The sequence below is a fragment of the Pseudomonas sp. Lz4W genome (assembly GCF_000346225.2).
GTDB lineage: Bacteria > Pseudomonadota > Gammaproteobacteria > Pseudomonadales > Pseudomonadaceae > Aquipseudomonas > Aquipseudomonas paraversuta.
This window is the reverse complement of the sequence record NZ_CP017432.1, coordinates 2,375,108-2,392,889: the sequence shown is the minus strand read 5'-3', so window position 1 is coordinate 2,392,889 and position 17,782 is coordinate 2,375,108. Positions and strand designations below refer to the sequence as shown.

Annotated in this window: 16 protein-coding genes; 15 read left to right on the top strand and 1 reads right to left on the bottom strand. The window is 60.5% G+C overall.

The genetic code is table 11. The features are described from left to right. Entirely contained in the window at positions 1-642 is a 642-nt protein-coding gene (locus B195_RS11110; RefSeq protein WP_003445237.1) for a TetR/AcrR family transcriptional regulator, read from the top strand. Positions 643-736: 94 nt separating this feature from the next. Beyond that, on the top strand, positions 737-1,237 hold the full coding sequence (locus B195_RS11105) for a GNAT family N-acetyltransferase (protein WP_003445235.1): 501 nt from the start codon (positions 737-739) through the stop codon (positions 1,235-1,237). A gap of 33 nt (positions 1,238-1,270) precedes the next feature. On the opposite strand, the gene B195_RS11100 is transcribed toward B195_RS11105, so the two are convergent. Continuing rightward, entirely contained in the window at positions 1,271-1,717 is a 447-nt protein-coding gene (locus B195_RS11100; protein WP_003445233.1) for a helix-turn-helix domain-containing protein, read from the bottom strand. 116 nt (positions 1,718-1,833) lie between these two features. Here B195_RS11100 and B195_RS11095 point away from each other — a divergent pair, with 116 nt between their 5' ends. The 13 genes from B195_RS11095 (at position 1,834) to B195_RS11035 (ending at position 17,656) form a co-directional block, all read left to right on the top strand. Beyond that, entirely contained in the window at positions 1,834-3,099 is a 1,266-nt protein-coding gene (locus B195_RS11095) for an MFS transporter (protein ID WP_003445232.1), read from the top strand. 191 nt (positions 3,100-3,290) lie between these two features. Continuing rightward, entirely contained in the window at positions 3,291-3,710 is a 420-nt protein-coding gene (locus tag B195_RS11090; protein WP_003445230.1) for a hypothetical protein, read from the top strand. Between the two features lie 159 nt (positions 3,711-3,869). Beyond that, entirely contained in the window at positions 3,870-4,541 is a 672-nt protein-coding gene (locus B195_RS11085) for a GntR family transcriptional regulator (protein ID WP_235972458.1), read from the top strand. 697 nt (positions 4,542-5,238) lie between these two features. Continuing rightward, on the top strand, positions 5,239-6,222 hold the full coding sequence (locus B195_RS11080; protein WP_003445225.1) for a hypothetical protein: 984 nt from the start codon (positions 5,239-5,241) through the stop codon (positions 6,220-6,222). A gap of 83 nt (positions 6,223-6,305) precedes the next feature. Continuing rightward, positions 6,306-8,207, top strand: a complete 1,902-nt coding sequence (locus B195_RS11075) for a hypothetical protein (protein WP_100917167.1) — start codon at positions 6,306-6,308, stop codon at positions 8,205-8,207. 151 nt (positions 8,208-8,358) lie between these two features. Beyond that, complete coding sequence (locus B195_RS11070; RefSeq protein ID WP_100917166.1) at positions 8,359-10,755, top strand: RHS repeat-associated core domain-containing protein; 2,397 nt, start codon at positions 8,359-8,361, stop codon at positions 10,753-10,755. Then, the gene (locus tag B195_RS11065; protein WP_148666173.1) at positions 10,680-11,564 is read left to right on the top strand and encodes an F-box protein; all 885 of its coding nucleotides are present in this window, start codon (positions 10,680-10,682) and stop codon (positions 11,562-11,564) included. Before B195_RS11070 ends, B195_RS11065 begins: the two co-directional genes overlap by 76 nt. Before the next feature lie 417 nt (positions 11,565-11,981). Further along, on the top strand, positions 11,982-12,800 hold the full coding sequence (locus tag B195_RS11060) for a transporter substrate-binding domain-containing protein (RefSeq protein ID WP_003445213.1): 819 nt from the start codon (positions 11,982-11,984) through the stop codon (positions 12,798-12,800). A gap of 11 nt (positions 12,801-12,811) precedes the next feature. Next, positions 12,812-14,584, top strand: coding sequence for an aconitase X (locus B195_RS11055; RefSeq protein WP_003445211.1), 1,773 nt, complete (start codon positions 12,812-12,814; stop codon positions 14,582-14,584). After that, the gene (locus B195_RS11050; protein ID WP_003445208.1) at positions 14,577-15,242 is read left to right on the top strand and encodes an amino acid ABC transporter permease; all 666 of its coding nucleotides are present in this window, start codon (positions 14,577-14,579) and stop codon (positions 15,240-15,242) included. Before B195_RS11055 ends, B195_RS11050 begins: the two co-directional genes overlap by 8 nt. Before the next feature lie 10 nt (positions 15,243-15,252). Next, complete coding sequence (locus tag B195_RS11045) at positions 15,253-15,903, top strand: amino acid ABC transporter permease (protein ID WP_003445205.1); 651 nt, start codon at positions 15,253-15,255, stop codon at positions 15,901-15,903. After that, positions 15,896-16,618, top strand: a complete 723-nt coding sequence (locus B195_RS11040; RefSeq protein ID WP_003445202.1) for an amino acid ABC transporter ATP-binding protein — start codon at positions 15,896-15,898, stop codon at positions 16,616-16,618. Before B195_RS11045 ends, B195_RS11040 begins: the two co-directional genes overlap by 8 nt. 9 nt (positions 16,619-16,627) lie before the next feature. Beyond that, positions 16,628-17,656 carry a proline racemase family protein gene (locus B195_RS11035; protein WP_003445199.1) on the top strand — a complete coding sequence of 343 codons (1,029 nt, stop codon included), beginning with the start codon at positions 16,628-16,630 and terminating at the stop codon, positions 17,654-17,656. The last annotated feature ends 126 nt before the right edge of the window (positions 17,657-17,782 follow it).

Sequence of the window (17,782 nt, the reverse complement as noted above, 5' to 3'; positions counted from 1 at the left end):
ATGACAGCGCCACAACCACCTGCTACCCGCGGGCGTCCCCGCACCATCACCCGGGAACGTATTGTCGAAGCAGGCATTGAGATCGGCTTGCCGAGCATTACCTTTGTCGGCGTTGCTGCCGCATTGGGGATCAGCCATATGGCGCTCTACAAGCACGTTGCCAACCTGGATGCACTCAAAAGCATGGTCGCCGAGGAGATCTTCACCCGCTGGCAGATCCCCCGGGCCGACGCTGAGCGGCGTAGCGGCTTGAAGGAATACATGATTGTGTTTGCCACCTCGGTGCGGGTGTTCGTCAAGGCCCACCCCGGGCTGACGCCTTACGTCATCCGCAGGCTGGCCGCGACACAACCGATGCTCGCCAAGATCGAAGAGCATCAGAGCCATATCGCTCAGGTTTATGGCATTTCAAAGCAACACGCGCGCTGGTTGCTGGCGACGGTGGCCTTCCACGGTATTGCCGTGGCCGACACCGTGTACTCGGTTACCGGCCGGGGGGCCGAAGAGGCTGAACGTGCAGCGGAAGAAGCCGAGATGGAGGCCGAGCTGGCCCAGGGCATGCACGCACTCATCGTCGGAGCGCTGGTTTTGCTTGAGCAAGACGCTCACGGTGATTGCCTGATCGTCCAGCCCCGGTCATAGGCCGGGTTCCGGGGCTGGCACGGTTTCCTGACCTGCTAGCCTGATGCGCAACACTACACAGCGCCCCGCCACTACAACCCACAGGGATATCGGTATGAGCGGACATGACACCGGTGTAAGCAGAGCCGACATCGCCGATATGCACGGCATTCTCGAACTTCAGGCCGCCAATCAGACAGCACGGGGCGGAGCACTGGCGGCAAGTCTGTCAGCGGAGCGCCTAGCAAAAATGATGCAGGACATGCCACTGATCGTTGCCCGCCGTGACGGGCGCGTCACCGGCTTCCTGTTAACCTCCTCCCGGGAGGTGAACGCGGACATCCCCGTTGTAAAGGCTATGTTCAACGCCTATCACGGCACGCCCGATGCCTATGTATATGGTCCGGTCTGTGTCGGGGAAGAGGAACGCGGCAAGGGCCTGGCGCAAATAATGTTCGCTGAACTGCGGCGCCTTGAACCCGGGCGCGAGGGGATTCTTTTCATCCGCAATGACAACCAGCCGTCGCTGCGGGCGCATTTGAAAATGGGCATGAAAAAAGTCGCCTCGTTCGAGTTCAACGGTTTTGAGCACGCGGTTTTTTCTTATATCGGCTAGGCGCGGTACAGGTCACCCGCCAGCCGCCATGACTCACACAACTTTATTGACCCGGGCTTGTTCAGGCGCGATCGCCCGTCCATCGGCTGCCACGGGCTGCATCAAAGGCAAGGGCTGCCCGGTGGCCGTGTCCACCAGTTGCGAGTGCGCTTCGTGCGGCCCGAACAGGTAGCGCTCGCCCCATTGCCTTAATGCCACCACCACCGGGAACAGGCTTTGACCTTGCGGGGTAAGCACGTATTCCTGATACGAGGTGCCGTCAGAAGCCGGTTGCACTTGAAAAATACCGGCCTCGACCAGGCTCTTGAGGCGGTTGGCCAAGACGCTGCGCGCCACCCCCAGACCCTGCTGGAAATCGCCAAAGCGCCTTACGCCGTCAAAGGCGTCACGCACAATCAACAACGCCCAGCGATCTGCGATTACCTCCACAGAGCGGGCAACCGGGCACGTGGTGGCCTGGCTCATTTGATGCTTGGTCATACAGGCTGCTCCGTATAGTTTCGGGTTTTCTCCGTGCAACAAGTTTCATTTTAAGACTCGTTACCCTAGAATCAAACCAGTCTTAATTTGAAACTACATTCAACGGAGATCCGTCCATGGCCATTGATCAAGTTTCCCGGCCCGATCCAGCAGCGCCAGCGACCACCGGCAGGCGCATGCCGCGGGCGCTGGTCGGGTTATTCGCCTGTGCCAGCGGGCTGAGCGTGGCCAATGTTTATTATGCCCAACCGCTGCTGGATCAACTGGCCACCGACTTTGCGATCAGTCATGCCAGGGTCGGTGCCGTGATCACTGCGACGCAGATTGGCAGCGTGCTGGCATTGCTGCTGATCGTGCCACTGGGCGATCAACTGGATCGCCGCCGCTTGATGCTCGCCCAACTGGCGGTACTGATCGCCGGTCTGGTCTGCGTCGGCCTCACCCGCTCCCCGGCAATGATGCTCTCAGGCATGCTGGCCATCGGTCTGCTGGGTACCGCCATGACCCAGGGCCTGATCGCCTATGCAGCCACCGCCTGTTTGCCGCAAGAGCGTGGCCGGGTGGTGGGTACCGTGCAGGGCGGGGTTGTCATCGGCCTGTTGCTGTCACGTCTGGCCGCCGGACTGATCTCGGACCTGGGTGGCTGGCGCTGGGTGTACCTGGGCTCGTCGTTGGTGATGCTGGCCCTGGGGTTGATTCTGTGGCGCGTCCTTCCACCACAGCAACCGGCTACGGCGCCCATACCCTATCCAAGGCTGGTGCTGTCGATGTTTACCCTGCTCAGGCAGGACCGGGTGCTGCAAGTGCGCGGCATGCTCGCCTTGCTGATGTTTGCCGTGCTGAGCATTTTCTGGAGTGCGCTGGTGTTTCTCCTGATCAGCCCGCCTTATTCCTTTTCGCACACCACTATCGGCACCTTCGGCCTGGTCGGCGTGGTGGGCGCACTCGCTGCCGCGAGGGCCGGGGCCTGGGCCGATAAAGGGCTGGGCCAGTGGACCACCGGCCTGGCACTGGGGCTGTTAATCATGGCCTGGCTGGCACTGTGGTTCACCAGCAGTTCGATGCTGTGGCTGATACTCGGCGTCGTGCTTCTGGATCTTGGCGCCCAGGCCATTCATGTCACCAATCAAAGCATGATCTTCAGTGCGCACCCCGACTCCCATAGTCGGGTGGTGGGCTGCTACATGCTGTTTTACGCAACAGGCAGCGGCCTGGGGGCGCTCGCATCAACCTGGGTTTATGCCACGTCCGGCTGGTCGGGCGTGTGCCTGCTGGGCGCCGCCGTCAGTGTGCTGGCCCTGGGGTTCTGGGCCGGCACACTGCGACAAATGCCTGGTTCGCGGGCATGTGCTGAGGGTACATCGGCCGCGCCCTCCAACTGATCGCAGCGATCAGGCGCTGCTGACAGACTCAGAATATCCATGGCTAAAAGGCGCCTGTGCTGGTCCAGGGATTACCAGCGGTTAAACATGCCACTGTTGTTTCTTGAAATATTCTTGCCGGATTGCGGTCGACCAATCCGCGTATCTTCGGTTCGCTGCCTGTCACTTACCAACCAGTGAGCCCTGGGTATATGGATAATCAACAAACCGTGCAATACCTCAATACCGATCTGGAACTCATTGCCCCGATCGACCTGACTTTACTCGCACAAGCCCTGGCCCCTGCGCACATTACGACTGCGCCAATCTGCTGTTTACATGTGGGCTACATCGATCCGCTTGGCTATCACGCCAGGTTTGAAGCCTTTGCCCCTGAGGGGAGCTACGGAACTCCGGAACAAAGTATCGATGCCTTGCTCAGCGCCATCGAGCAGCTTGACCCGCAATGCCACGCCCTGTGGCAGGCATGTTCCAGAAAGACCCTGGATATCGGTTATCGCAGCGCGATTGCACCCGGCAGTCTTTCTCATCAGCTATCCCTGCAGACCCTGGCCCGAATGCAGGTTTGGGGGATTGACCTGTCCATCACCCTGTACCCGGTGGACGAATGAAAGGCAGTAAAGTTACGCCATCGGGCGCCCTGCCCGGCTGGCACCCGTGCCGCAGAGCTCCCTGCAATCGGCTAAAAGCTCCTGAGCCGACCATCGGCACAGCGAGTGCTCAGGCAAATTCGTATACCATATCTGCTTCTCCAGAAAACGATGACCACCGTGGCCCACCCTAAACTCAATGTCCCCGACCTGGGCAATTCGCCTTCCACTTCGGAAATCATCACCCTGCATCTGCGTGACGCTATTGTCGCCGGGCATTTCGCTGAAGATGAACCGATTCGCCAGGACGATATTGCCCGCCAGTTCAACGTCAGCAAAATCCCGGTACGCGAAGCCCTCAAGCGTCTCGAAGCCGAAGGCCTGGTGATGTTCCAGCGCAATCGCGGGGCCATGGTCACGCGTATTTCCGATGCAGAACTGGCACAGATGTTCGAGGTGCGCATGCTTCTGGAAGACAAGTTGCTGCGCCTGGCCATCCCCAACATGACCGAAGCCACCTTCGCCCGCGCCGAGCTGATTTGTCAGGAGTTTGTTGGCGAGGACGATGTTGGCCGCTGGGCCGAGCTCAACTGGGAGTTGCATGCCTGCCTCTACGAACCGGCGCAACGGCCCTTCCTGATCAGCATGGTGCGCTCGGTCAACGACAAGCTGGAGCGTTACCTGCGCATGCAGATGAGCCTGTCGGCGGGCAAGGACCGCGCCGATCATGAGCACCGGGAAATCATCGAGGCCTGCCGCGGCGGCGACGTGGAACTGGCGGTCAAACTGCTGGACGAGCACATTGCCGGGGTCTGCAAGACCTTGTTCGAGCACCTGCCGCAAAGCCACTGACCGGCAACAGCCCTGTACCGATCTGGTCATTGGCGCAGGGTGCCCCGCTTAAGACCTCCCCCGGATTCACCCGGCTGAACCGGCCTGGCCCCTCCATGACCGGCAATTGCGCGCCCTGCGCAATCTGCGCCCCGGCAAGCATCACGACTGCATGACCCAACGGCACGCCTGACTGGCGTAAAGCCGGGTGCAGCAACCTGTTTCATACAAGTCATCGTCGCTATCGGTGATTTCGGCAGTCTCTGCCCAACCGTCCACTTCAACTCTTGTTATCAAGAGCGCACGTACCGAGTGCGAACAAGGTGTGGGGGGGTACAGGCAACTCGCCATTCCAGTGACTTTATTGTAAACCCCCGACTTACATCCCCCGCAGATTGTTCCATCGAACAATAGCGCTTATTTTTTAGACCGCATCTAACAGCAATAGATGACGAGGCTTACTGGTTTGTTTTAACGCCGTTTACCCCCCTTGCTTATCTCCAGTTAAAGAGGGGTTTTAATGGCTGGCACCGTCTGTCAAGCGCCCGGACTACTCACTGTAAACACTGTCCGTACAGCGTTCTGACGGTTCTACCCATTTACAAACACACAGGCTTTAACCGCCATAACTTGCCCCCCTGGAGCGCGCCCTCTTTCGAGGACGCTGCTTTATTCAATAGCGCCTGCGCGTCAGGTGCACTTATCAGGAATATAAAGCATGACTACTTATATGGACCCGTACTGGTATATCAATGATATGGAGGTGCACACCGACACCACGCCGCATATCTATGCCAATGGCCTGCAACAGGTAAAGGTAACTTTGGGCGTCAAGGCACTGGATGGTCGTGGTGCTGAAGTTGGCCTGACCCAGAGTGAAAAAGACAATCTGCGGATTGTTATGTACCGCAATGCCAACCAGGTACTTCCCTTTGATGAATTCGATTCCCTGGGCTGGTCTGCCTCCTCTCGGTACAAAGGTTATGAGTACTTTCCCAACACCCAGGTCAAGGCTTCGATCGGGCCAAAGGCCGGCTTTGAATACTTTGAGTTTTATGTGTCGTGTCAGTCTTTGGCCGCTGCCGGGCAGACCATCGGACTGGCCTTTATGGTGACGGGCGATAATGGTCGGCGTTTCTGCTCCAATGGCTCGAGCTGGTACGAGGACGGCACGCCGGATCGTGGGACCAGCCACGATAAACCGGATGCCAATATCACGGTTCATCGTCCGCCCCGCTATTCACAGGATAACTTCATCCTCTCCGAGTTTTTTGACCTGCCCTCCATGCATTTGAAAGCCGGGATTTTCAATCGCCGTTGCACATTGACCCTGCAAACGGCCCCGAGCCAGACCATTGCACTCAAGAGTATGAGCATGCTGCCCAAGGGCATGATCATGTGGGAGAGCAATCTGCCCGATGACCAGATGAGCAGCTTTGTCGGCTATGTCGAGCCAGGCAAGACCCAGATTCAGTGGAACTCCGCGCTCCCGCAAAGTGTGATCCCGTTGCCGACCCTACCGGCTGCCGTTCGGGACAAGGGCAGCCTGGTGCTCTGTGGCCGGGTCGACATCAAACAATCCCAGGGCGGCTTTCGCGGCCCGTGCGATATGAGTCTGGTGGATGTTTATGGCAATGAGCACCACTTGACCCTGCGTTTCGACCCCAAGGACCGTGAGCGTCTGGAATTGACGCTGGCCTGATAAGCACTGAAAAGGCCCCACCTTTCTGGATGGGGCTTTTTCAGCTCCTTCTTGTAAGTTGCCAATAACAAGAGATAGCCATAGTGATCGACCCTTCTAACAAAATTTCCACCCCCCAGATCAAATCCGCCGTCAGCCTGCTCAACGCCGGTGACCTGTATTCCGGTGCCTACAACTTTATGAGCAGCATCAGTGCCGGCGTCGATCCGCGCACCGGTGCGTTCTCTGCCTCGCTGAACCTGCCCACCGGCGCCGCCAACGATTTGCGCGGGCCCATCAGCCAGTTGCGCCTGAGCCATAGCCCGCTGATGGGCGAAGATCAGGGCTTCGGTCTGGGCTGGATGCTTGGTACCACCTCCTGGGACGGCGCCAGCCAACAACTGCAACTCAATTCCGGCGAGCGCTTACGCGGTGAAATTGTCGGCCAGAGCATGCGCTTTCCCGATGTGCGTTTGCCGGTAATCGCCGTGACCGTTCAGCGTCAGGAAATGTGGGTCCGGCATAACGATGGCAGCTGTGAACGCCTGATTCCTTTGCCGGGGCATGCCAGCCTGTGGGTGGTCAGCACCCTGGTGGGGGCCGATGGCAGCGCCCTGAATTTTGACTGGCGTTCAGTCGGCAACGCGGCTTACCTGCAAAAGGTCAGCGATGCCCGTGGCCGCACTGTGCTGGCTCTGGCCTACGAGGGCGTGACAACCCGTCTGACGTTGCAACCGGATACCCCCTCACAGGTGGTGATGTCTTTTCACCGGGTCTCCGGGCAGTTGCGCCGAGTGACGGTAGACGGCCTGCCCGATAATGGCTGGCAGTTTGAATACACCCGCAGTGATTCAGGCCTGTTGCTGCTGAGCAAATGTACCCAGCCCACCGGCAGCACCGAGGAAGTGACCTACAGCGAGGCAAACGGTCTGGCGTTGCCGCCGGGGGCGCCGTTTGCGCGGATGCCGGTGGTCAGCCAGACCCGCAAGGACCCGGGAGATGGCCAGCCGGTGCAGCTGGTTCGTTATGACTACGGTCTGTATGGCAGCAACAACTATTTTGGCTGGCCGGCGGTACGTCAGTGGCGTAATCGCGAAGACAACCTCTATCACCTGACCGGTGCCGGGGATTTCCTTTATGGCTCCACCGAAACCCTGATGGATGCCCGGGGTACTGTTTTGCAAACAGTGTCCCGCACCTTTAACCGCTTTCACCTACTGACCCGTGAACGCACGCTACAGGGCCAGACCCTGCAAGAAACTGAAACCACCTATTACGACGAGCCGTGGCTGCCCATTGCCCGGCAACTGCCGTATTTCCAGTTCCCGCACAAGGTCATTACCCGCAAGGCGCAGCTGGATGGCCAACGGGTGCTGCGAGAACTAGTTACCGAAGAACAAACCCGCTACGACGACCTCGGCAACCCGGTGTGGCACCGCAATGCCCTGGGCGGGATTGAAGAGTCGGAGTACTACCCGGTGAGCGGCGAGACCGACAACTGCCCGGCCGACCCTCTGGGCCGCATCACCCGTCTGAAAAGTCGTACGGTCAGCCCGCCACCCGGCACCGAAGGCCCGGTCAAGCCGGTGTGGCACCGCAATGCCCTGGGCGGGATTGAAGAGTCGGAGTACTACCCGGTAACCGGTGAGAGCGACAACTGCCCGGCCGACCCATTGGGCCGCATCACCCGTCTGAAAAGTCGTACGGTCAGCCCGCCACCCGGCACCGAAGGCCCGGTCAAGCAGACCCGATATCGCTATCAATCCCTGCCCGTGCGTGGGGATGCTCCAGGGTTTGCATTGCCGACTTTTGTCCAGAGCAGTGAAGAACGTTTGTTGCTGGTTGAGGGCAATCAGTCCACCGAACTGGGCCGCTCGACGCAAAATTTCATTAACGATCCGGCCTCGCCCCATCACGCTCGCATGCTCAGCGAAACCCAGACGGTAGAGGGTAAAAGCACTACCCGGGCCTACAGCTACAGCCTGACCCAAGCCCCAAGAGGGTAAAAGCACTACCCGGGCCTACAGCTACAGCCTGACCCAAGCCCCAAACGCCCGCGCACTTGAGCGCGCAGTCCTGCAGGAAAAGGTCACCATTACAGGTCACGATGGCCAGTCAACTGTTGCGCAATCGTCGCAGGATCTGTACTCCGGCCTGATGGTCACCGAGCAGACCGATGAGCTGACGCGCCTGGCCTTTGCCCACGATCCCCTGGGCCGTGTGACTCAGGAAGTCGCGGCTCCGGATTCAGCCTTCGAGGCCAAGGTCAACTGGGCCTATTCCTTGTCAGCGAACGAGCGCTGCCAGACCCGAATCGGCGCTTCCGGGCGTAAGGAAACTGTCTGGCTCGATGGCATGGCCCGGGAAATCCGCCGTGAAAAACAGACCGACAGCGGTGAGACCTATACCGCCTGGACCGCCGAATATGACCTGCTGGGTCGAGTATTCCGTGAAACGGCTTACGATCCCGGTAACGAAGACGTTCCTGCCCTGAGCCTGACCACTGAACGCACCTTTGATGACTGGGGCAATGTGCTGACTGAAACCGGCGCAGACGGTATCACCCAGCACACCCTTGCCGACCCGGTAGCCCTGACCGGAACCCGCTGGCAGACCGACGCCAAGGGCGTGGCCGGGGCCAAAACCGTGACCACCCATAGCCTCGATGGACGCCCCCTTAAAGAACAAGTCTATTGCGCCGATGGCGTACTTCAGCACGAACTTAGCTGGACCTATGACGGCCTTGGCCGCTGCATCAGCCAGTTCGATGCCATGGGCCGGAGACCCCGCCAAAAATGGGATGTGCGGGACCGGCTGGTATCCACCACCCTGCCCGACGGCAGTGTCATCAAGCGCACCTATGCCGAAGGGCACGATGGTGAATTTCCGGCCACGGTCTCGATCACTCATCCGTCGTTGGGCACTAATGAAGTCCTGCTGGGCGAGCGCAAATATGACGGTCTGGGCCGACTGGTGTGGGAAAAGGTCGGGCAGAGTGTCTCTGAATGGGAATATGCCGAAGGAGAAATTCACGCCCATACCCAAACCTTGCCTGACGGCACTCAAGTCCATACCGAACGCCAACCGGAACTGGCCGGCGCGTTGCTGTCGCTGCAAGCGCCCGGGATCAGTGTGTTCAATAAATACGATCCGCTAAGCGGCCGTTTGCTGGAAGCCCAAGGCAATCTGGGTCTGCAAAAAGATCACTGGTCCCCGTCCGGCCAACTGAGCAAAGCCGACTACGCCTGGCATGGCGATCAGCCGCGCTCGCAACAGCAAAGCACCACCCCGGCGGGCAAAGTCACGCGCCTGACCGATGCCGACGGCGCCGAACAGCGCTGCCAGTACGACGAATTGGGTCGCTTGATTCAACAGCAAGGCCCTGACGTCACGGTCACCCTCTCCTACGATGCGGCCTCGCGGATTCACCAGCAGCGAACCCAATCAAACGATGGCTCGCGGGACATGAGCGTAACCCTGGGCTACGACAGCCTGGGCCGTCCGGCCCGTCGAGAAACCTCTACCCGAACGCCGAATGCACAGCATGTAGAAGTGCAAACCCAGCAATGGCGCAAAGACGGCAAGCTGACCCGGCGCGAACTGACCCGTGACGGCACACTGGTGCGCGGTGAAAACTTCGACTACGACAACCGCGCACGGATGATTACCCATCGTCTGAGCGGTCATGACTTACCGAAGGATGCCCACGGCCACCCTTACCGCGAGCAACACTTCCAGTACGACGCCCTCGACAATGTCCTGCGTCTGGAAACGGTGTTTGCCGACGCCAGCGCCAGCAATATCAGTACATTTACCTATAACCCCGCCGACCTTACCCAGTTGCTCAGCGTCAGCCACAGCCGCGCCGATTACCCGGCACCGGTAACCCTGGAGTACGACGCGCTGGGCAATCTCAAACGCGACGAGCGCGGTAATCCACTGCACTACGACGCCCTGGGCCGACTGATCGGGGTAACTCTGCCTACCGGCGAACGCCGCTGGCACTACGGCCCGGCGGGCAACATCATCAAGACCGAGGATCTACGCGGCCCGCGCTGGCGCTACCACACCGGCGGCCAGCTCAGCTGCGAGCTGGGTGAAGACACTCAAACCCGCTGGGTACGGGCCGGCGCTGTTCCCGTGGCAGAAAGTCGACTGGCATCGGCAGTGCGCGAAGTCATGCTGCTGGGCACCGACGCCCAAGGTTCAGTGACCACAGAAGCCCAGGACGCTATCCACACCCCCGTCTACAGTGCCTACGGCGCGAGCGCACCGGGCATTGGCAGCCTCGGCTACGCCGGCGCCTTGCGCGAACAGGACAGCGGCTGGTACTTCCTGGGCGATTACCGCATCTATAACCCGGTGCTGATGCGTTTCCACAGCCGTGACAGCCTCAGCCCCTTCGGCGAAGGCGGGCTCAATGGCTATGCCTATTGCGCCGGGGATCCGGTCAACCGCATCGATCCATCGGGCCATTCGTGGCTGGACTGGCTGTTGCCGGCGGCGGCACCGTGGCCTCCCTGGGTGCGTTGGCGGCGCCCACTGCGGCGCTGACCGCCAGCTATGTAACGGCGGTCACCACCGCGACCCTGAGTGTGGTGTCGCTGGCAGCGGACGTGGCCTCGATAGCCTTGCTGGCCACCGGCAATGAAAACGCCGGGCGGATTCTGGGCTGGGTGGGCATGGCAACGGGCCTGGCTTCGGCGGCTCCGTCGATGGCCGGGGCTGCGGCCAAGGGGGTTAAAAGTGCCGGCAAGTTCGTGGGCAGCTGGCAGCATAAATTGCAGTATGCAGGGGGCGTTCCCGGGGGTAACCGAGCATTTCAAGGAGGAGCCAGTGCAAGTCCACGACTGGGTCAAGAGGCTCGTCATGCGTTAACTGCGGATGACTTGCGATATGTCCGACAGCACTTTGATATGCCCCAGGAGTTGACAGGCGTACGTCTGAACGAAATGCCGGACCTGGTGATGCAAAATATCATCGGCCGCTTGCCTGGCTCGGACCTGGTCTCGTTGTCACAGACATCCAGCACTATGCGTGCATCGGTGCAAAGAAATACGCACGCAATCCAGGGGCAGCTACCCACTCTCCACAGCGCCCCCCAGGAAGCCAATCGAGCCTACGTCAACTACGTACAAGAGACATGGCTGGGCAGGACTAATGGTGTGTTGCCGGAGCAAATCCCCCAGGCAGGTATTTCACCTTTCGCAACCACTCATATCAGTCGTATCTCAAATAATGGATACGCCGCAATTCCTGACATCCAGAGCAGCATTCAATACAAGAATCTGCTGCGGGTCAGAAATGCCCAGGCACAACAGCGGGAATGGGAGGCGGCGCTGCGCTCGATCCGACTGGAATAACCCCATGTGCAGTGCACATTGAACAGGTCAGACACAAGCAATCGCTGGCTAGCCAGCTCCCACAGAAAAAGCCCGAGCGAAACCTTGCCGGCTAACCAGGCTCCCACAGATGGTTTGCAGCGCTTGGTATGACTGACATCCACGGGCTTTTGCCGGATACAAGGCAAAAGCCCGTGCCATCAGGCGGCAGGTGTTCCTTTATGGGGCAATCCCCCCACTGTTGCTCCCTTCTGTAACACCCCTCCCACCCCACACGCCCTGCACCACTGCCCAGTGCAATCACGCACACCATCAAAACCGGACGCGGCACTTAATTGTGGCACCCAGGAAAAATCGGCACACGAATTGCTAAATAAATATCGTATACGAAATCCATAATCCATTATTCAACAGCATTCCTACACTTGCGAGGCGTCCATGAAAAACCCCGTATTTGCCGTAGCTCTCAGCGCTGTTATCAGTAGTTCCTTCATCGCCACCGCCCAGGCTGACAAACTCGACGACATTATTGGCTCGGGCAAACTGCGCTGCGCCGTAACCCTGGACTTCCCGCCCATGGGCTCCCGGGATGAAGCCAACAAGCCGGTGGGCTTTGACGTGGACTACTGCAACGATCTGGCGAAAGTGCTGGGCGTGGATGCCGAAATTGTCGAAACCCCGTTTCCGGACCGGATTCCGGCGCTGGTCTCCGGGCGCGCCGACATCATCGTGGCCTCCACCTCCGACACCCTGGAGCGGGCTAAAACCGTCGGCCTGAGCATTCCTTACTTTGCCTTCCAGATGGTGGTGCTGACCCGCGACGACACCGGGATCAACAGTTTTGCCGACCTCAAGGGCAAGGCCCTGGGCAATACCAGTGGCACCTATGAAGCCATTGCCCTGGAAAAAGACGTGAAAAGCTGGGGCAGCGGCTCGTTCCGGGCCTACCAGTCGCAGAACGACACCCTGCTGGCCGTTGCCCAGGGCCATATCGAAGCCACTGTGGTCACTAACACTGTGGCCGCCGCCACCCTCAAGTCAGGCAAATACAAAAATCTGAAAGTCGCGGGTAACGCGCCCTACGTGGTCGATTACGTGTCCCTGGGGGCCAAGCGCAACGAGTACGGCCTGCTCAACTACCTCAACCTGTTCGTCAACCAGCAAGTGCGCACCGGGCGTTACAAGGAGCTGTGGGTGAAATGGGTCGGCACCGAGATCCCGCCGGCGAACCTGACCGTACCTGACGTGTACTACTGAGGTCGGCCAGCATGTCGAGGATCACTTCTCTCAACGGCCGCAGTCTGATCAGCGGCGCGGCCCAGGGCCCATTGTTGTTCGCTGATGTGGGGCTGAGCTTCTGGGGCGGGGTCGAGCCGTTCACCGGGGAGGTGATTGACCGTCACCACCCCCTCAGCGGCGAGCACCTGGGCGGGCAGATACTGGCGATTCCCAGTGGTCGCGGCTCCTGTACCGGCAGCAGTGTGCTGATGGAGCTGATCAGCAATGGCCACGCCCCCGCGGCTCTGGTGCTGGCCGAGGCCGATGAGATTCTGACCCTTGGCGTGCTGGTGGCGCAGACCCTGTTCGAACGCTCCCTGCCGGTGCTGTGCATCGGCAACGAGGCCTTCGCCCGCTTGCGCGCAGGGGCATTTGCCCGGGTCGAGGGAGACCGGGTCAGCCTGTTCGATGCTCCGCCGGACGATGGCTGGTCGCCAGCGCTCAACGAGGCACAACACCAGGAGCCGGTCTGCTCGATCGAGCTGACCCGACTCGACCGCGCCCTGCTCGACGGTGAGCATGGCAAGGCCGCTCAGGTGGCCATGCAGATTGTGCTGCGCATGGCACAGCTACAGGGCGCTGAACAGCTGCTGGACATTAGCCAGGCGCATATCGACGGCTGCATTTATACCGGGCCTGCCAGTCTGCGCTTTGCCCGACAACTGGTGGAATGGGGCGCCAAAGTACGGGTGCCCACTACCCTCAACTCAATCTCTGTCGACCAGCGCCGCTGGCGCGAACTGGGGGTCGACCCGGCTCTGGGTGTGCCCGCCAGTGCCCTGGGCGATGCCTATATGGCCATGGGCGCACAATTGAGTTTTACCTGCGCCCCCTATCTGCTGGACAGCGCACCCAAGGTCGGCGAACAGATCGTCTGGGCCGAATCCAACGCAGTGGTCTACGCCAACAGCGTGCTAGGCGCGCGCACCCTTAAATACCCCGATTATCTGGACATTTGCATCGCCCTCACCGGCCGCGCGCCCTTGATTGGCTGCCACCTGGAGGATCAGCGCAAAGCCCGGCTGCAAGTCGAGCTGCCCGCCCTGGGCGAGCTGGACGATGCCTTCTACCCGCTGCTGGGCTACCACATCGGCGCCCTGGCCGGCAGCCGTATTCCCTTGATCCTCGGGCTGGAAGACAGGCAGCCGGATCTGGACGATCTCAAGGCGTTCGGTGCGGCCTTTGCCACCACCAGCGCCGCCCCGCTGTTTCATATCGCCGGGGTCACACCCGAGGCCCTCGACCCGGCACAGGTACTGGATGGCCCGGTGCCGGTGGTCACCATCAGCCTGGCGGACCTGTTGCACAGCTGGCACGAACTCAACAGTGCCAGTGACCCCGGGGTGGACGTGGTGTCCCTGGGCAATCCGCACTTCTCCCTCAGCGAGTTCGCGCGTCTGGCCGGCCTGTGCCAGGGGCGGCACAAACACCCCGAGGTAGCCGTGGTCATCACCTGTGGCCGCGCGGTGCTGGAGCAGGCCCGCGCAGCCGGGCATATCGCGGTGATCGAAGGCTTCGGCGCGACCCTGATCAGCGATACCTGCTGGTGCATGCTGGGTGAACCGGTGATTCCCTGCGCGGCCACCACCCTGATGACCAATTCAGCCAAGTACGCCCACTACGCACCGGGACTGGTGGGGCGCAAGGTGCACTTCGCCAGCCTCGCCGAATGCGTGAATGCCGCCTGCAGCGCCAGGGCCGACGGCGGTCTGCCGCAATGGCTGCCAGCGGCGGCCTCACAGGAGATACCCGCCCATGTTTGATTACACCTTTCAATGGCGCTCAGCCCTGCGCGCCTTGCCGGACATGCTGGCCGGGGCCCTGGTGACCTTTGAGACCGCAGCACTGTCGATGATCTTCGGGGTGTTGATCGCCCTCGCGCTGACGGTCATGCGCGAAACCAAAAACCCGCTGTTGCGCGGCATCGGCAACGGCTGGGTCTCCATCGCCCGCAACACTCCGTCGCTGTTCCAGATCTATGTCCTGTACTTCGGGCTCGGCTCCCTCGGCCTGCATGTCAGCTCATGGATCGCGCTGCTGGCCGGGATCACTTTCAACAATGCCGGTTACCTGGCCGAAAACTTTCGCGGCGGTCTCAAGGCCGTGCCCGAAACCCAGGTGCGGGCTGCGCGCTCGCTGGGCATGAGTGCCTTCCAGACCTACCGCATGATCGTGGTCCCGCAGCTGTTGCGCATCGTGTTCTACCCGCTGACCAACCAGATGGTGTGGGCGGTGCTGATGACCTCGCTGGGGGTCATCGTCGGATTGAACAACGACCTCACCGGCGTCACCCAGGACTACAACGTCAAAACCTTTCGCACCTTCGAATACTTCGCCATTGCTGCGGTGCTGTATTACCTGATTGCCAAGGCGATCGTTGCGGTAGCCCGGCTGATGGCCTGGCGTCTGTTCCGTTACTGAGGACGTGAGCATGTTTTCCACCAGTTTTACCTGGAATGACTTTTTATTTTTGCTGGAGGGCGCCTGGGTCACCTTGCAACTGACCGCCTGGGCGATCCTGCTGGGCACCCTCGCCGGGCTGCTCTTCGGCCTGTTGCGGGCCCTGTTGCCAAGGGCCAGCCTGCCGCTGGCCTGGGTCCTGGACGTGTTTCGCAGCGTGCCATTGCTGATCCAGTTCGTATTGTTCAACTCGCTCAAGAGCATCATCGGCCTGAACATCAGTGCCTTCAGCGTCGGCTGCATTGTGCTGGGGGTATACGCCGCTGCGTACTTCACCGAGATCGTGCGCAGCGGCGTCCTGGCGGTGCCCTTCACCACGCGCCGGGCCAGCCGCTCGCTGGGGCTGAGTTACCTGCAGGACCTGCGCTACATCGTGCTGCCGATCGCCATGCGGGTAGCGTTTCCCGGCTGGCTCAATCTGGTACTCAGCGTGATGAAAGACACCGCGCTGGTGATGTGGATCGGCATCGTTGAACTGCTGCGCGCCTCGCAAACCATCGTTACCCGTATCCAGGAACCGATGCTGGTGTTGTGCATCGCGGGGCTTATCTATTACGTCATGAGCCTGGTGGTCGCCCGCCTTGGCGCTCGTGTGGAAAGAAGGTGGCAAGAAAATGATTGAGATCGACAACGTCTACAAATCCTTCGGCGATCTGGAAGTGGTCAAGGGCGTCAGCCTGACGGTCAACAAGGGCGAAGTGGTTTCGATAATCGGCGGCTCCGGCTCCGGCAAGTCGACCCTGTTGATGTGCATCAACGGCCTGGAGCCGATCCAGAAAGGCCATATTCGCGTAGACGGGATCGAGGTGCACGACAAGGCCACCGACCTCAACCGGCTGCGGCAAAAAATCGGCATCGTGTTCCAGCAATGGAACGCCTTCCCGCATCTGACCGTGCTGGAGAATGTGATGCTGGCCCCGCGCAAGGTACTGGGTAAAAGCAAGGCTGAAGCCGAAGCCCTGGCGGTGCAACAACTGACCCATGTCGGCCTTGGCGACAAGCTCAAGACCTTCCCCGGCAAACTGTCCGGCGGCCAGCAGCAGCGCATGGCCATCGCCCGCGCCCTGGCCATGTCTCCGGACTATATGTTGTTCGACGAAGCGACCTCGGCCCTCGATCCGCAACTGGTGGGCGAGGTGCTGGACACCATGCGCATGCTGGCCGAAGACGGCATGACCATGGTCCTGGTGACTCACGAAATCCGCTTTGCCCGTGATGTCTCCGACCGGGTGGCGTTCTTTCGCAATGGCCTGGTGCACGAGATCGGCTCCCCCGATCAAGTCATCGGCAACCCCCTGCATCCTGAAACTGCAGCATTCCTCAAATCTGTGAAATAGGAGAAAACCATGCGCTCATCCAAAGTCATTCATGTGGTCAGCTGTCACGCCGAGGGCGAGGTCGGGGACGTGATTGTCGGCGGCGTCGCGCCGCCACCCGGTGCCACGGTGTGGGAACAGTCACGCTGGATCGCCCAGGATCAGACACTGCGCAATTTTGTCCTCAATGAGCCCCGCGGCGGGGTGTTCCGCCACGTCAATCTGCTGGTTCCGGCCAAGGACCCGCGGGCGCAAATGGCCTGGATTATCATGGAGCCTGCCGACACCCCGCCGATGTCGGGCTCCAACTCGATCTGCGTGTCCACGGTGTTGCTCGACAGCGGCATTTTGCCCATGACCGAACCCCAGACCAGGCTGATACTCGAAGCCCCGGGCGGGCTGATCGAAGCCGTGGCCGATTGCCGCGACGGCAAGGTTGAGCGGGTCGAAATCAAAAACGTGCCCTCCTTCGCCGACCGGCTGGATGCCTGGATCGAAGTTCCGGGGCTGGGCTCGATCAAGGTCGACACCGCCTATGGTGGCGACAGTTTTGTCATCGCCGATGCCCGGGAGCTGGGCTTCTCCATCACCCCGGATGAAGCGGCGGAGCTGGTGGCGGTGGGGCTGAAAATCACCCATGCGGCCAATGAGCAATTGGGCTTCGTGCACCCGCTGAACCCTGACTGGTCGCATATTTCTTTTTGCCAGATCGCCGCACCTGTGGTGTACGAGCAAGGCATCGCCACTGGCGCCAACGCCGTGGTCATCCGTCCCGGCAAGATCGACCGTTCGCCCTGCGGCACCGGGTGCTCTGCACGCATGGCGGTATTGCAGGCCAAAGGGCTGTTGCAGGTCGGGGAGCGTTTTATCGGGCGCTCGCTCATAGGTTCCGAATTTCATTGCCGTATCGACTCCATGACCGAAGTCGCCGGGCGTGCAGCGATCTATCCGTGCATTTCCGGGCGGGCCTGGATTACCGGCACCCACCAGCATCTGCTGGACCCGAGCGACCCTTGGCCACAGGGCTATCGTCTGTCCGATACCTGGCCAGACGCCTGACCCTCCCCCGGTAACCCTTCTGTAGGCGCAAGCTTTTCACAGCACAGCTCCCGAGCGAGCGCCTGCAGAGAGCAAAAAGTACCGACGTTTAAAATCGTATACGAAATACAATTACCACAGCAGAGG

Excerpts from the sequence above, each read along its gene's own strand:
- B195_RS11105 (WP_003445235.1), top strand. The coding sequence starts at position 737 with ATGAGCGGACATGACACCGGTGTAAGCAGAGCCGACATCGCCGATATG.
- B195_RS11045 (WP_003445205.1), top strand. The coding sequence starts at position 15,253 with ATGTTTTCCACCAGTTTTACCTGGAATGACTTTTTATTTTTGCTGGAG.
- B195_RS11070 (WP_100917166.1), top strand. The coding sequence starts at position 8,359 with ATGGTCACCGAGCAGACCGATGAGCTGACGCGCCTGGCCTTTGCCCAC.
- B195_RS11100 (WP_003445233.1), bottom strand. The coding sequence starts at position 1,717 with ATGACCAAGCATCAAATGAGCCAGGCCACCACGTGCCCGGTTGCCCGC.
- B195_RS11050 (WP_003445208.1), top strand. The coding sequence starts at position 14,577 with ATGTTTGATTACACCTTTCAATGGCGCTCAGCCCTGCGCGCCTTGCCG.
- B195_RS11080 (WP_003445225.1), top strand. The coding sequence starts at position 5,239 with ATGACTACTTATATGGACCCGTACTGGTATATCAATGATATGGAGGTG.
- B195_RS11110 (WP_003445237.1), top strand. The coding sequence starts at position 1 with ATGACAGCGCCACAACCACCTGCTACCCGCGGGCGTCCCCGCACCATC.
- B195_RS11060 (WP_003445213.1), top strand. The coding sequence starts at position 11,982 with ATGAAAAACCCCGTATTTGCCGTAGCTCTCAGCGCTGTTATCAGTAGT.
- B195_RS11055 (WP_003445211.1), top strand. The coding sequence starts at position 12,812 with ATGTCGAGGATCACTTCTCTCAACGGCCGCAGTCTGATCAGCGGCGCG.
- B195_RS11090 (WP_003445230.1), top strand. The coding sequence starts at position 3,291 with ATGGATAATCAACAAACCGTGCAATACCTCAATACCGATCTGGAACTC.
- B195_RS11095 (WP_003445232.1), top strand. The coding sequence starts at position 1,834 with ATGGCCATTGATCAAGTTTCCCGGCCCGATCCAGCAGCGCCAGCGACC.
- B195_RS11040 (WP_003445202.1), top strand. The coding sequence starts at position 15,896 with ATGATTGAGATCGACAACGTCTACAAATCCTTCGGCGATCTGGAAGTG.
- B195_RS11035 (WP_003445199.1), top strand. The coding sequence starts at position 16,628 with ATGCGCTCATCCAAAGTCATTCATGTGGTCAGCTGTCACGCCGAGGGC.